The sequence below is a fragment of the Endozoicomonas sp. SCSIO W0465 genome, from assembly GCF_023716865.1.
In the GTDB taxonomy this organism is placed as follows: Bacteria; Pseudomonadota; Gammaproteobacteria; order Pseudomonadales; family Endozoicomonadaceae; genus Endozoicomonas.
The window spans coordinates 428,369-443,062 of record NZ_CP092417.1 but is presented as its reverse complement, the minus strand read 5'-3'; the positions used below and the strand labels follow the sequence as shown (position 1 = coordinate 443,062).

The window sequence follows — 14,694 nt, the reverse complement described above, 5'->3', positions numbered from 1 at the left end:
TTATAAAGAAGTTGATAATTAATGTCTGATATCTACCAAACCATGGAAGAACGGGTCAGCTACGGTATTGGCCGCCAGATGGGTGACCAGCTGGCCTCCAACCCAATCGCGGGCTTATCCATTGATGCCGTTCTGGCCGGCCTTGCTGACGCACTGAACGGCGTTGAAAGTGCTGTTTCTCATGAAGACCTGCACGCTGCCTTTACTGAGATGCAAAAGCGCCTGCAGGCAGAAGACGCTGAAAAAGCCCGGGTTCTTTCTGCTGAAGGTGAGCAGTTCCTGGCAGAGAATGCCCAGCGCGAAGGCGTTCAGGTTACCGAATCCGGTCTGCAATTTGAAGTCATGGCTGAAGGCAGTGGCGAAAAACCAACCCGGGCCAGTACAGTCCGTACCCATTATCATGGCACGCTGATTGATGGAACCGTCTTTGACAGTTCTGTTCAACGTGGGGAGCCCGCTGAATTTCCGGTATCCGGTGTTATTGCCGGCTGGACAGAAGCTCTGCAAATGATGAGCGTAGGTGCCAAGTGGAAGCTGTTTGTTCCCTATCAACTGGCTTATGGTGAACGTGGAGCCGGTGGAGCCATCGGTCCATACACGACGTTAGTTTTTGAAGTTGAACTGCTGGATATTGTTTCCTGATTGATCAGAGTTTTTCAAACCTCTGTCTTCTCTGACCAGGGGCTTGAAAAACTCATGAACTCTTTGATAAGTTTGCTGGATTGCTCATTAATTAAGAAAAATCATTCATCACTTTTCAGTAGTTAATCCCCATCAAGAAAAACCTTACTCATTGGCAGTAAATCTTCCTTTTTGAATTAAAAAATCAAACTGAAAATAAATGTTCATCTATTATGGTATTTTGTAAGAAATATGAGATCGGAATAACTCGATAAAAGATTTAAAGGTAAGCCACAGATGAATAGTTCAGGTTCCTATTATGGTCAGGCAGGCGGGTATCTGACGCTTGACCAGCCTCCACAAACGCCAAGGCCTATCAGGCCTGACCAACAGACACCGTTTTCAACTACCCGGTCAGGCCATTCATCAAAGACCGCAAAAACTTCCAATGGCCTGGCGTGCACACCAACCCGACCGACCACTTTCGTGAATCAGGCCAAATCCCGCTCTGATGACAACAGGGATGACAACAGATCATCATTTCGACCCAAAGAGCACGCATTTACTGGCAGGCCCGTTCACATTACTGAAACGATTAAATCCAAGACCACTGTATTCCAGGTTACTGACGCTGAAATACAACAATTGTTTTCACAGGATCTGCTTTCCAGGCAGGGCTTTACCGAAATCAGCTTTGTCGATGACCCTTTGCTGGCAGAAGAATCTCTCCCTGATCAAAATGTAGAGATACATACCATTATCACTGACCTGAATACCAAACAAAGCCGCTCTGCCCAGTCAGGGACTCAATCACAATCACGACCACAATCCAAATCTCTACCGCCATCACCAACCCGATCCCCCAGTGTTCGGCGGGCTTCATCGCACCGGTCTCAGTTGGTGAATGAATCTGGCACGGGTAGCCTCCCTCATCTCCGACACAATTATCAACATAGCAGCTACTTTTCTTCGTCTCCCAGCCACAGGAGTGAACCATAAGGCACTTGGAAACTGTCCCGAAAAACTGCCTGCGCTACCCGTCGCCTGCTGCCCAAAAAGGCGGGAGTGCATACTCTGCTGTGGGCAACAGGCAGCGACCTGAAAGAACTTACTTAACCAGTAGCGACTTTCCAGACATCTCGGCAGGCTGCTCCAGACCCATCAGTGCCAGGAGGGTAGGTGCCAGGTCAGACAGGATACCGTCCTTCAGCTGAATAGCCTGAGGACCGGCATACACCAGGGGAACCAGCTCGCAAGTGTGGGCAGTGTGAGCCTGTCCGGTTGCCGGGTCTTCCATCTGCTCGGCATTACCATGGTCAGCAGTAATCAGGCACTGGCCACCTACCTCTTCCAGGGTTGCCACAACACGGCCAATACTTGCGTCTACCGCTTCAACCGCTTTAACCGCTGCATTGAAGTCACCGGTATGACCAACCATGTCACAGTTGGCGTAGTTGCAGATGATCAGGTCGTGTTCGCCGCTGCGAATCTCCTGCACCAGACGATCGGTGACTTCCGGTGCACTCATCTCTGGCTGCAGATCATAGGTTGCTACCTTCGGAGACGCCACCAATACACGCTTCTCACCGTCAAATGGCTCTTCACGGCCGCCGCTGAAGAAGAAAGTTACGTGAGCGTACTTCTCGGTTTCAGCAATACGGAGTTGGGTTTTGCCCAGTTTCTCCATGTATTCACCCAGCGTATTCACCAGTTCACTCGGTGGAAATGCACAAGGCGCATGAATGTCAGCAGCGTACTGAGTCAACATCACAAAGCCCGCCAGATCCGCCACACGGCTGCGTTGGAAGCCATCAAAGTCCCGGTCAACAAACGCACGGGTAATTTCCCGGGCACGGTCGGCACGAAAGTTCATAAATACCAGCGCATCGCCATCGTCCAGGTGGGCAGCTTCAGTACCGATAACGGTCGCTTTGACAAACTCGTCGTTTTCATCACGTTCATAAGCAGCCTGCAGACCCTCTACAGCGGTTGCCGCTGAAAACTCAGCCTTGCCATCAGTGATAAGGTCATAAGCCTGTTGTACACGATCCCAGCGATTGTCACGATCCATAGCGTAGTAACGGCCGATCAGGCTGGCTACACGACCAATGCCTTTCTCTTGCAACAGGGCGTCGAGTTTTTCCAGGGACGATTCGGCACTGCGCGGGGGAGTATCACGGCCATCCAGGAAGGCATGCACATAGACTGCTTTAGCACCGCGACGGGCAGCCAACTCAACCATGGCATGAATGTGATCCTCATGGCTGTGAACACCACCGGGTGAAACCAGCCCCATAATATGAACGGCTTTGCCAGCGTTGATGGCTTTATCCACAACACCGGTAATCACGTCGTTTTCGTAGAAGTCACCGTCCTGAATCGCTTTGGTAATGCGGGTCAGCTCCTGGTAAACCACGCGACCGGCCCCCAGATTCATATGGCCAACTTCACTGTTCCCCATCTGACCATCCGGCAGGCCAACGTCCATTCCGGAACCGGAAACAAAACTGTGTGGATTCTCTTGCCACAGACGATCCATTACCGGCGTTTTGGCCGCTAGAATGGCGTTACTGTCTTTTTCTTCACGGTAGCCGTAACCATCAAGGATAATCAGGGCGGTAGGTGTGCGTTTATCAGTCATGGGTTCTTAACCTAGGCGAACCGGATGGCCATAGAAAAGGCTGCGTCTGGAAGCGAGTCCGGTAAAAGGCTGCATTGTTGTCTTATCAGCCTGCGTCAGCGATCTCTTGAACCAACCTCATGGTGAGTGGAATGGTTTGCATTCTACCTGCTTTGCTGCCGGTTTCCAGTGAAATACCTGCGCTGATTGAACAGCGCAAACTATCACATCAGAAGCCGTCAACTGGCGATATATCGTGGAAGTTTCTGCAGTTTTCTGAAACTTTTCGCACAAATATCACGGGTAGTACTGATCCATCAATTTTAGTTGCCGGTGGTTTATTGTACTAACGCACAAGACATAAAAGCAGGTATACAAAACGCCTGCTCGTTTTTTTCCATGGTTTCGTCCTTACTTTCCTGAGGCGGGATCAGTATACTTGCCTCCTTTCAATTTATAGATTGACAGCTTGTCGGCATGGAACAATTCATCGAGTTTATTATTAACCACCCCCTGCACATTGGTGCACTGGTGGCGCTGGCCAGCGCACTGGCTTTTACTGAAATGCGCAAGGGTGGACAGAGCATCTCCACCGCCGGGCTGACCCGGATGGTCAACCAGGATCAGGGCGTGGTGATCGACGTTCGGGAAAAGGCAGACTTCTCCAAAGGTCATATCGTCAACGCCATCAATGTTCCCTATACCAAAATCAAGGAACGTGCAGGTGAACTGGAAAAATACCGCGAAAAGACCATCATTGTTGTTGATGCCATGGGCCAGCACAGCGGCAGTGTTGGCAAAACCCTGAAAGCCGAAGGCTTTGCCAATGTGGTCAGACTCCAGGGCGGTATGTCTACCTGGACCTCTGACAACCTGCCCGTCGTGAAGAAATAGGCCTTGGCTGGACAATCTTTATGATCGTTACCAAAATGCGTTATTCGCTTGGATTATCATTAGCTCATCAAAAGTAAGGAAATGACAATGGCTGAAAATCAGCAGCAGGGTTCTCATCAGCAGCAGCAGGCACCACAGTTTGCCTTGCAGCGAATCTACATGAAAGATATCTCCTTTGAATCACCAAAGGCCCCTGAGATCTTTCAGAAGCAGTGGCAGCCAGAAGTCAAACTGGACCTGAGCACCAGTAACCGTCCTCTGGAAGAGGGTCTGTACGAAGTGGTTCTGTCCCTGACGGTTACAGTGGAAAACAGTTCCGGAAACAACCCTTCAGATAAGAAGGAAACCGCTTTCGTTACTGAAGTACATCAGGCAGGCGTCTTCCTGGCCAAAGGTCTGGATGAAGAAGAACTGCACCGTACCCTGGGTGCCTTCTGCCCGAACATTCTGTTTCCATACGCCCGCGAAGCCATCGACAATCTGGTACTGCGTGGCAGCTTCCCTCCGCTTATGCTGGCACCGGTGAATTTCGACGCGCTGTATATGCAGGCACGCGAACAGCAGTCCGCCCAGCAGCAGCCAGAAGCTGTTAATTGATTTTTGTGTAAACGCTACCTGCAGCCCGCTTCCAGCAAAAGCCAGATTACCTGTGCTGTGCGGGAAGCGGGAAACGGAAAGCAAACTTCAAAGCTACTTCCCACCAATAAACCCCATCTGCCGCCAGGCTTCATAAACCATCACTGCCACGGTATTGGACAGGTTCAGGCTCCGGCTGTCCGGAAGCATGGGTAATCTCAGCACCTGATCGACAGGCAGAGAACTCAGTATCTCCGCTGGCAGGCCCCGGGTTTCCGGGCCAAATAGCAACGCATCCCCTTCCCGAAACGCACAGCAACTGTAATTGCTGGTGCCCTTGGTGCTCAATGCCAGCAACCGGCCCGGTTTGACGGTTCCCAGAAAACCCGGATAGTCCGGGTGAATCTTCAGCTCAGCAAACTCATGGTAATCCAGACCCGCCCGCTTCAGTCGTTGATCATCCAGCTCAAAGCCCAGGGGTTCAATCAGGTGCAGACGAAAGCCGGTATTGGCACAGAGACGGATAATATTACCGGTATTGGGAGGGATTTCCGGCTGGTAGAGAACAACATCAAGCATGGGCAGTTCCAACAGATGACAGAGCGCCAATAATAGAGCATCTACCGCCTTAATGGCATTGCCCATAGCGACTGGATAGGCAGTCGAGCCCCGGGCAACGTTCTCAATGCTTGAACTGCAGAGGCGCACCGCGTTAAGGTTGTTGGTATATGATCAACGGCCTGTATCCGCAGGCTGACTTGCCATTGATAAAAATAACCGGAGCAGCGTGTAATCAATCTAATGAAGTATTTCCTGCAAACGACTGTCGCCATGATGATGATGCTAATGGCTTTATCTTCCACAAACGTCATGGCTTTGATTTGTGAACCTAAGCCGGGTGCAAATCCACAAACCGGGAAGGTGGGGCTCACACTCTGTGAAAGTGGTTCAAGAATAGAAGACAATAACCTCTCGGACTTCTCTGCATCCTGGTTAGGTAATGGCCTGCTATCAGCAAGCATCCCATTCCAGATTCGTTCCTGTGGTGATTTCTATTGCAATCGTGCCACCCGGTTTTCACTCAAAAGTGATGGCTTAACTCTTAATGATAAAAAGGGCTCCTCGCAAATACCTCTGACCGTGACGGTGAGGCAGATCCACACAGGCTCTGAAATCACCTTTCCCGATAATCGGGATTGCGAAAGCGGCACAACCAACTGCCCTTTCCGTGGGGCAGGCCGTCAAAGGAACCTGTCTCCGGACTTTTGCGAAAGCTGTGTTGATTTCGAGCTGCTGATCAGTGCTGATCTCAACGCACTGATCAACAGTAACACGCTAACAACCTCCGGCACGCACTCGGGCACTCTCACCTTCACCATTGATCAGGCCCTCGAGTCATCCAATACCGGCAGTGGTGATTCCGGCCTCAATAAGGATGTTGATATCACCATTAAAATTAACATTCCGGACCTGGTACAGATCAGTGGTCTGAATGATATGACTCTGAGCAAAAACAGTTCAGTGGCTGGACGCAACTATTTTGCAGTGCAACCGTTCTGCGTGTACCGCCTGGGTGGTGGGAAATTTGCAATCAAAGCTGAAGGTACAGGCGTCAGTGCAGGTGACAGCTTTCGGTTAGCTGGAAATAGTCAAAGCACTACTTACAAGATGAAGATAGGCCGAACGGATAAGAAATTGTTGGTTGACTTCAAGCAGGAAGACACAAAATCCAGCGGGCAGTGGCGAGGGGATTGTGAATCCTTTGGCAACAATCTCACTGGTGATACCAACATGACGCTGGAAGTTCGAATAAACAAAGCCGAAGCTGACTCACTCCCTGCCGGTGTCTATACAGATACAATGACTCTGACCGTTATTCCAAAATAAATTCATTCTAAACCCCACCCAGAGTGAAAACCGGAGTTTTTTTTGACTTCGGTTTTCTCTCGACTCTTAAACTTTTGCAAAGTCCTATTGCTCCGCCTCACGCCGCTTGCTTATCGCCAGCTGCCCCTCCAGCAATGGCCCACACTGGGCATCAGCAAGATCGATGGTGCCCATCTGCAGCACATAACCGGCATCCAGTGGTTTCACTGGCAGCTGGCAGAGCCAGCCGTTGTTCAGTTCTACCTGCAGGTTACCGACATCGGAACGGGTCTCCAACTGAAACATCCCGATACCATCAGTGCTGCCCGGGTAGAGGCCACCGTTAATACGGGCGCCTTTCAGTGGTTGACCATTAAACAACAGTCGTCCAAACAGCAGCTGCAGGGGAATTGCTTCATAATTCAGTGTCATTACATTACCGGGGTAGAGCGTTACGTTTTTTTCCCGCTCATCAAAGCTGTACAGGGTTTCACCAGCTGGGCTCAGGCTGACACGGTATTGCTTATAAGGTGACAGGGCGATAATGGATGGGGAGCCGGCGATGGCATAGCCACGACGCTGGCCGTTTACCTTGACATCAAATACATCACCGGGACGACCATCCAGATTCACCACCAGGGCGCTCTCTGCTCGCTCTTCCCCTCCCAAGGCGAACACGTCGCCATCAGTCAGAAAGCTGGTGCTCATACTGCCACCCCAAGAGGTGGTATTACTGTCACTGCCACGGGTATGGCTGGTACTGAAGCTGGCCCGGCCATAGCGGTTGGCGTACTGAACGCTGCCGTCCATACGATCATCGCCACTTCCACCCTCAACGCCCACATCAAAGCGCAAATCACCGTCCAACAGGTTTCCATCATCCCAGGAAGTGGACAGTCGCATGCGCTCAGAGCTATCAGTTTGACCATCACGTTTGCTGATCTCTGCTGCGGGCGTTGCCCGGAAGTTCCAGCGGTCTTCACGGTAACGGAAACTGAAGCTGACCAGACCAATCTCAGTATCGTCGGATTTGCTCAGGCTCACAGTTACGTCACTATCGTAATCAAAGGTGCGAAACAGGGTACGACGATAGTCCAGGCTGTGAGTACGGGTTGGGTCCTGCTCTTCGTTATTGTCGTCGTAGCTCTGGTTCAGGCTGTAACGGTAGCCAAGGCTGCCATCGAATAGGGGCATGGATGCGGAAAATGAGTGCTGTTCAAAGGCATTGCCAAACAGCCCCGGGAGTCCGTCTCCATTCTGGTCAATGTCATTGTCAATGACTTCATCATGCCATAAACGACGGTAGTTACCTGAAAGTGAGAGGTCTCCGAGGGTTAATCGACCGTTAACGGTAAAGCCCTCACTGCCGTTATCCGCCAGCATCAGTGATGGGGATATTTCGTAACGGTAACCAAAGTGGTATAGCCCGAACTCCATCAGGGCATCGTTATTATCGATGGCCACCGCACCCGTCGCAGCGAGGGTATCAAATACCCGGCGGCTGGCACCCGCTCGGGACAGCCATTGTTCAGTGATTTCTGGCAGGGCGTTGTCCGCTTCACGGTTTACCACGCGACCGGTCTCCATAAAATAGAGCCACTCACCGATGGGTGGAATCTGGCTCTGCTTGGCAAAGAAGCGCGTTTCGGTAGAGATCAGGTTGCCACTTTCATCGAGAATACGAATCTCGATATTGTAAGCGCCACTGGGAAAGCTGGTGGTATCCAGTTGCTGGGAGCCCGCTTCAAAAAAGGAACTGTCGAGTAACCGGTCATCTTTGCGTACTTCCACACGGCCACGGGTGGGCAGGAATACTTCCACTGGCATACCACCGGAGAAGTCCAGGTCTTCCCGGGTATTGTCAGAGCTGTTAATCCTCAGGCCGACCATGGGCTGGTCAGAGGTCAGGTTAAAACCAAAGCCGCTGGTGGATAATAGGCCAGCGTTGTATTCCACCCCTTCAAAATCACGCTGGCCGTAGAACTGGTTGACGGAGAAGTGGTTAGTATCGGAATAGTCCCAGCTCCAATAGATACTGTTTTCTTTCCAGGCGGCCATGGTCAGACCATTCAGCGTATAACTGTTATCGCTGTCCCCGGCACTGGAGCCGCTGACAGCAGCGGAAAAGTTCTGCATCAGGGCAAAGCCCGCATCGGAGGGGGGCAGGTATTTACGCACATCTGCAGCGCGGGTCAGCATAAAACGACGATTGATGAATATATCCACACGAAAGCGGGACTCATCAAAAATCACACCTGCGACCGAGGTTGCCAGAATGCCGCAGTTTTGTGATGAGTTAGTCAGGCATACCAGGTCAGCATGGCTGTTCAGTTCACCGGTCAGGGTGCTGACAATCAGGGTTGGGTCATTCAGATTGCCGATCTGGCGCACCAGCTCGGCGGGGTTGGGTAGTTCAATAATTCCGGGGCTGAACCAGGCCAGCTGGGAACCGATATAGCGGTTACCAAAATAGATATCCACCAGGGATTGCTGGGTGTCGCTGAGCTCTTCAAAACCCGGAGGTGGGGTGGCAGCGAGAAAAATGGGGTCATCAGCCTGAGCCATGTTGCTGAAAGCGAACATGGAAAATGCACAAAGCATTGAGAGGATGCACTTCCAACGACGCATAATAGTTATAGTTATTCCCGGTTATTTATTTAAACCACGAAGAGCATGGCGCTTAAAATGTTGGCTCTTATTGGATTACAGACTGTTCCCAGATTGAACCTGGCTGAAGCACTTATCATTAAAGGCTCTCAGAGCTTTGCTCGGCAATTTGCCCTCAAGCCTTACATTGCGTGGTCCACATCCAATTTTCACTGCAGAGCAGTTCGGAAATCAAATAGAGCCAAAATGTTTTATTGGTTTTTATTTTTCATGATTTTCGTTCTCACGGAAGTCCGCGAGGACGAGGTTTTTTCTCTGATCGGTTTCCTTTTCAGGACAGTCGACAAGTGATTTGCTTACCTGCCTCGTTATTCACGTTCCCACGCTCTGTATGGGGGTGCATGATCCGAGTTCCAGGGTATTCGGGCTTTCCATTAACTGTGAAGCTTCAGGAAAGTCCGGTATGTATTCCCACGGGGAACCGTGGGGAATGAGGACACGTTCTGCGTTGGAACGAGTTCAGGTTATTGCCTTATTGATTAATTTGGGCTGATAGCGAGATAAACTGTCCCGGTGTATGTACCAGAAGTAGCACCAGTTGGATCAATAGTTACTCGGACGTTTGCATTCGTATCTGCTGCATTACAAACATCTCCTAAAGTCGGATCCGGTTGAGTGAAGAGGTTACCTGCGTTCAGTTCGTCAACTTCAGCGCCTATGGTTCCTGCAGATATTAACGTTTGGTATCCACTTGCTGCATCTTTAGAGTCACTATACTCGACGGTGTAATTCAGAGTGTCACTCCCCCCCCCGTTTGATAGGACAAGATCGCTACCTGTAGCTATGATATCGTATTGACCATCAGAGGTAGATGTTGAGTCATTAGTAAAGATGCAAACATTGATATCAGATTGTTGAAGAGAGGATGTTCCATCAGTATCAAAAGTAAAGTCTTGAAGGCCCCAAATTCTTACACCGCTACTATTTACAAGAGTTATATCAAAATCACCATTCGAAGTAGCGCCTAAAGAACCCTGATTGGCTGCCATCGCCCCAACAGAACCCAACAACCCAGCAGAAACCGCTGTCGCCAGTGCCAATGTCCTTATTGTTTTCATTCTTATGCTCCCATGCAGTGGTTAACTGCTGTTTTTCTGTGAATATATTCTTATTTGGCGTTGTCTGGTTGTTGGATGGGAAAGGGAAGTGTTAAGGGCGAATAGTTACCAGGATATGCCTGCTTATTAAACATAACCATTCACTATTTACAGTGGCTCTATTTTGATTACGAACTGCTCTACAGTGAAAACTGACTGTAGGTCACGAAAAACAAGGATTGGGCAACATTACCGGACAATATGCTGACAACCTTTGTAGATAAAGGGCTTCAGCAATGTTCAACCCAGTAGCAGTCTGAAATCCTACAAGAGCCTTTACAGTTAACAATTCACGCCCACAAATCCAGTCACAAACCTTATAAAATCAACACGCATAATGTTTATTAACCAAAACTTACGACTGTAAAGCTGTTAGTCGAATTGTAAGCTTCTGGTCAGTCATTATATTGAACATTGATTTTTAAATATTTCGGAATAATTCACAAGAATTTTTTTGACTTATATCACAATAAGCTTTGTTATGCCTCGGTTTAGACGAGCGCTATATATACAACCTTTTTCTTTTTGTCTACTATATCGGGTTTTATCTCATAATACTGGCATTAATGCTTGTTAATCCTTACAGTTTTAGCATTGATTTTGTTGTCAGAAGATACTTCCTGTTTCCTCACAGTATTTGGACAAATATATAATGCAGTGGTCATCTGAATAGTTTCTGGATGGTCAGCCACTCTTGGTTCATAAAGACAGAAACGAGTTTGTCACATAACAGTGATGATAATGGTCAATATGCATCAAACCTGTTGTTCTCTGCTACCTGAGTTGTCTGAACAAGACATGGGGAGACTGGCAAAAATTTTCAAACATATAAAATAAATTTATATAAATAGATTTTGATTTGCCTGGAGTGAAGTCATGTCACGTTGCTCAGCACCCAAAAGTGTCAGCCAACCGGACGACACAATGAAAAACAGCTGTGCTGCAGCTTCTCACTGCAGCAATCAAACTCAGTCAGAAGGTTCTTCAATAGAAAAAAATCATAATCCTTCAGCTTGTGAATATACGCAGCTGACTTGGCTCATCAGTGGTATGGACTGCCCAAGCTGTGCCACCAAAATTGAGAATGCCGTAAAAGGCCTGACCGGTGTTAACCGGGCTCGGGTCACATTCGCAACGGAGCGTCTGTTGGTCAGGGCCGAAAATCGGGCAAACATCGGTGATGACATCCTTACAACCATTGAAGCACTCGGCTTTTCGGTTAAAGACGACAGATCTTCCGAATTCGCTGCAAAGAGCTTTTTGAAAAAATACTGGCGTATTATTTCATTGGCCTTAGTCATGCTGTTTGCAGTCCTGATTCAGGAAGCCTTGCCAGCTGTTGGCAACGTGCTTTTTTATCTGGCTACACTCTGGGGGCTCTTCCCTGTGGCCGCCAAAGCATGGCAATTAGCCAGAAATGGCAGCCCTTTTTCTATCGAAACCCTGATGAGTATTGCTGCCATTGGCGCTCTGTTCCTCGGTGAAACAATTGAAGCAGCCATGGTGCTTCTGCTGTTCATGATCGGTGAGCATATGGAGGCGTTTGCTGCGGGAAGGGCCAGGCAGGGCATCCAGAAGTTGACGGAGCTGACACCGGAAACGGCTTACCAAATTGACCAGAAGGGCAATAAATCGGAGGTTTCTGCCCACATTCTGAAACCAGGAGATATCATCGAAATATTACCAGGTAGTCGTCTGCCTGTTGATGGTGAGCTCTTAACACCTGGCGTCAGCTTCGATGAAAGCGCACTGACCGGCGAATCTGTCCCCATAGAATACAATGCTGGTGAACGTGTGATGGCTGGCGCTCTGTCGGTGGACCGGGTAGCCCGGTTCAGGGTTATTTCAAGGCCCGGAGAGAGTGCGGTTGATCGTATCATCCGTCTTATCGAAGAAGCAGAAGAGCGAAAAGCGCCCGTTGAGCGTTTTATTGATACTTTTAGCCGCTGGTATACTCCATTAATGATGTTTATGGCGATTCTGGTGGCTTTTGTTCCTCCACTTGTATTCTCCCAGCCTTGGGGGGAGTGGATCTACAAGGCACTGACGCTGCTACTGATTGCCTGCCCATGCGCACTGGTTATTTCAACGCCTGCAGCCGTCACCTCAGCCCTGGCCAGAGCATCTCGAAATGGTGCGCTGATCAAGGGTGGCGCCATCCTTGAGCTTCTTGGGTCGGTAACAACGGTCGCCTTTGATAAAACTGGCACACTCACAGAAGGCAAACCCGCTGTTACTCAAATAGTGTCGTTTGACACTTCAACACTCAGCCCGGAGCAAGCTGTGCTTCGACTGGCTGCAGCCATTGAGTCAGGCTCAACTCACCCGCTGGCAAAAGCTATCGTAGCCAGCGCTGATGAGATAAAGATCAGCCTCCCTGTAGCAGAGGGCGTTGAGGTCAAACCCGGGCTTGGCGTTCAAGGCCTGGTTGAAGGCAAAATAGTCGTCGTTGGCTCCCCACGACACTTACAGGGCAGTATTGATCGGATTGCAGGCGCTCAACACAAACGCGAGCAGCTTGAAGAGCAGGGTAATACCATTGCGGTGGTGACGGTTGAAGGACATTTAGTCGGATTTATTGTTCTTCGGGATAACCCAAGAACCGATGCTCAAAGCGCCATTACAGCTCTCAACACGATGGGGATCAAGAGCGTCATGCTCACTGGTGATAATCCACGCGCTGCAACAGCCATTGCCCGTCAGTTGGGCATGGAATATCGCGCAGGCCTCCTTCCCGGGGATAAATCCACTGAAGTAGAGCAGCTGAAAAACGAAGGACGAGTTGCAATGATCGGTGACGGCATCAACGATGCCCCTGCTCTGAAGGCAGCAGATATCGGGATTGCCATGGGATCAGGTGCCGACGTCGCCCTTGAAACTGCGGATGGCGCACTCACCCATAACCGGGTGGAAGAACTGCCCGCCCTCATAGACCTTTCCCGTTCCACCATGACCATTATCCGCCAGAACGTTTTCCTCGCAGTGGGAAGTAAAGCGGTGTTTTTAGTCACGACATTACTGGGGATGACCGGTCTCTGGGTCGCCGTTCTCGCCGACACCGGTGCCACAGCCCTGGTCACCGCCAATGCCCTCAGGCTATTGCGGAATAAAAAGAAAGGCTAAACCTTTAATCGTTCCGGGCGACTCAGAATGAAATGAGCTCGTCCGGAGATTTTCACCTGTGCCACAGAAAAAACGTCCATCATCGAAGTCTTTGCCAAAAAAGAACGCTTCGGCAGCGTCTGGCAACCATAATATTCTGGATACCGACGGACTCAAAACCTCCGGCTTAACAGCCAATAAAAATATTCTTTTACCAAAAGGTGTCGGAAAGTATCAGGTCCAATCGAAATCAGGGCTGGCTTCCCGGTTTGAGCAGGAAAAAGAGAAAGCTACGCAGAAGCAAGAATTACTGAAAAGTCTCCATCCAGGATGGACAGCCCCGGAGCAATCAGACTTTACCGGACTATCTCTGAGCAATCGGGATCTGGAGCGCATACGCTTTAAAAACAGTCTGATGAAATGCTGTAAATTCCTGTCCAGCAAACTGCGTGGCGTTCGCTGGAAAAATTGTGACCTCCGGGGTGCCGACTTTCGTCATGCCGATCTGCGGGACTGCATCCTGGATGGCTGTAATTTGAATGGCGCCGACCTTCGTCATGCCAACCTGACCAATGCCAGAGTCATTGATTCTGATCTCTCAGCGGCAAACTTTGATCATGCCGTACTGGATATGGCGGTGGTTGAGAACTGTGATATGTCCGCACAAACCTTCCACAACAGCTCCTGTAGGGAAATTCATTTATACAACAGTCAGATTATCCATGGATTTTTTGATAATGCTGATTTTTCACAGTCCGAAATTCAGGATATGGAGTTTCGTCACTGTACGCTAACCAAAACATCATTCAACCATGCTGAGATAAACAACACGTCATTTAAAGGGTGTGAAAGTTTTGATGAAGGCCCGTCTTTTGCCAATGCAAAAATGAATGAAGTAACGATGGTTGACTGTGAACTTCAGTCTGTGAGTCTGGACAATACCGAAATATCCCGGTGTCTTTGGGAACGTGTAAGCTTAACCAACGCCCAATTGGATAATACCGTTTTCAATAAGGTCAGTTTCAATGAAGGCGCTTTTACCGACTGCTTCAGTGTGGAAAAAGCGCCAACATTTAACTATTGCCATCTCAATCATTGGGTAATCGAACATACTGACCTGACCGATGCCCACTTCAGCAAGAGTCGTTTTGCCGGAACGATTATAAAAGACTCAGATGTTGAACAGTGGCAACTGCACAATACCAGAATCGACCCGGACACCATGATTGAGTAACTTGCTGACAGGCTGGA

11 protein-coding genes are annotated in these 14,694 nt (G+C 49.5%); 7 read left to right on the top strand and 4 right to left on the bottom strand.

Going from position 1 to position 14,694, the window contains the following annotated elements; all coding sequences use genetic code 11:
* Positions 1-21 precede the first annotated feature (21 nt).
* Entirely contained in the window at positions 22-642 is a 621-nt protein-coding gene (locus MJO57_RS01960; protein ID WP_252022515.1) for an FKBP-type peptidyl-prolyl cis-trans isomerase, read from the top strand.
* Between the two features lie 1,087 nt (positions 643-1,729).
* On the opposite strand, the gene gpmM is transcribed toward MJO57_RS01960, so the two are convergent.
* The gene (gene gpmM / locus MJO57_RS01955) at positions 1,730-3,262 is read right to left on the bottom strand and encodes a 2,3-bisphosphoglycerate-independent phosphoglycerate mutase (protein ID WP_252022512.1); all 1,533 of its coding nucleotides are present in this window, start codon (positions 3,260-3,262) and stop codon (positions 1,730-1,732) included.
* A gap of 456 nt (positions 3,263-3,718) precedes the next feature.
* On the opposite strand from gpmM, the gene MJO57_RS01950 reads away from it, so the two are divergent.
* Together MJO57_RS01950 and secB are read left to right on the top strand one after the other, a co-directional pair.
* A complete protein-coding gene (locus MJO57_RS01950) occupies positions 3,719-4,135 on the top strand; it encodes a rhodanese-like domain-containing protein (protein ID WP_252022510.1) in 417 nt (138 codons plus the stop codon).
* Positions 4,136-4,222: 87 nt separating this feature from the next.
* A complete protein-coding gene (secB, locus tag MJO57_RS01945) occupies positions 4,223-4,732 on the top strand; it encodes a protein-export chaperone SecB (protein WP_252022506.1) in 510 nt (169 codons plus the stop codon).
* A 93-nt stretch (positions 4,733-4,825) separates the two neighbouring features.
* Here the strand turns inward: secB and trmL are convergent, their stop codons facing one another.
* On the bottom strand, positions 4,826-5,290 hold the full coding sequence (gene trmL / locus MJO57_RS01940; protein WP_252026906.1) for a tRNA (uridine(34)/cytosine(34)/5-carboxymethylaminomethyluridine(34)-2'-O)-methyltransferase TrmL: 465 nt from the start codon (positions 5,288-5,290) through the stop codon (positions 4,826-4,828).
* Positions 5,291-5,439: 149 nt separating this feature from the next.
* On the opposite strand from trmL, the gene MJO57_RS01935 reads away from it, so the two are divergent.
* Together MJO57_RS01935 and MJO57_RS01930 are read left to right on the top strand one after the other, a co-directional pair.
* Positions 5,440-5,598 carry a hypothetical protein gene (locus tag MJO57_RS01935; RefSeq protein ID WP_252022504.1) on the top strand — a complete coding sequence of 53 codons (159 nt, stop codon included), beginning with the start codon at positions 5,440-5,442 and terminating at the stop codon, positions 5,596-5,598.
* The gene (locus MJO57_RS01930; protein WP_252022503.1) at positions 5,543-6,598 is read left to right on the top strand and encodes a hypothetical protein; all 1,056 of its coding nucleotides are present in this window, start codon (positions 5,543-5,545) and stop codon (positions 6,596-6,598) included. The genes MJO57_RS01935 and MJO57_RS01930 overlap by 56 nt, the downstream gene beginning before the upstream one ends.
* A gap of 84 nt (positions 6,599-6,682) precedes the next feature.
* Here MJO57_RS01930 and MJO57_RS01925 read toward each other — a convergent pair whose 3' ends face one another.
* Together MJO57_RS01925 and MJO57_RS01920 are read right to left on the bottom strand one after the other, a co-directional pair.
* Positions 6,683-9,178 (bottom strand): TcfC E-set like domain-containing protein, encoded by a 2,496-nt coding sequence (locus MJO57_RS01925; protein WP_252022501.1) that lies wholly within the window; start codon positions 9,176-9,178, stop codon positions 6,683-6,685.
* Positions 9,179-9,723: 545 nt separating this feature from the next.
* Positions 9,724-10,302, bottom strand: coding sequence for a hypothetical protein (locus tag MJO57_RS01920; protein WP_252022499.1), 579 nt, complete (start codon positions 10,300-10,302; stop codon positions 9,724-9,726).
* A 963-nt stretch (positions 10,303-11,265) separates the two neighbouring features.
* Between MJO57_RS01920 and MJO57_RS01915 the strand changes: the two genes are divergently transcribed.
* Positions 11,266-13,464 carry a zinc/cadmium/mercury/lead-transporting ATPase gene (locus tag MJO57_RS01915; RefSeq protein ID WP_252022497.1) on the top strand — a complete coding sequence of 733 codons (2,199 nt, stop codon included), beginning with the start codon at positions 11,266-11,268 and terminating at the stop codon, positions 13,462-13,464.
* Positions 13,465-13,522: 58 nt separating this feature from the next.
* Complete coding sequence (locus MJO57_RS01910) at positions 13,523-14,677, top strand: pentapeptide repeat-containing protein (RefSeq protein WP_252022484.1); 1,155 nt, start codon at positions 13,523-13,525, stop codon at positions 14,675-14,677.
* Positions 14,678-14,694: the final 17 nt, after the last annotated feature.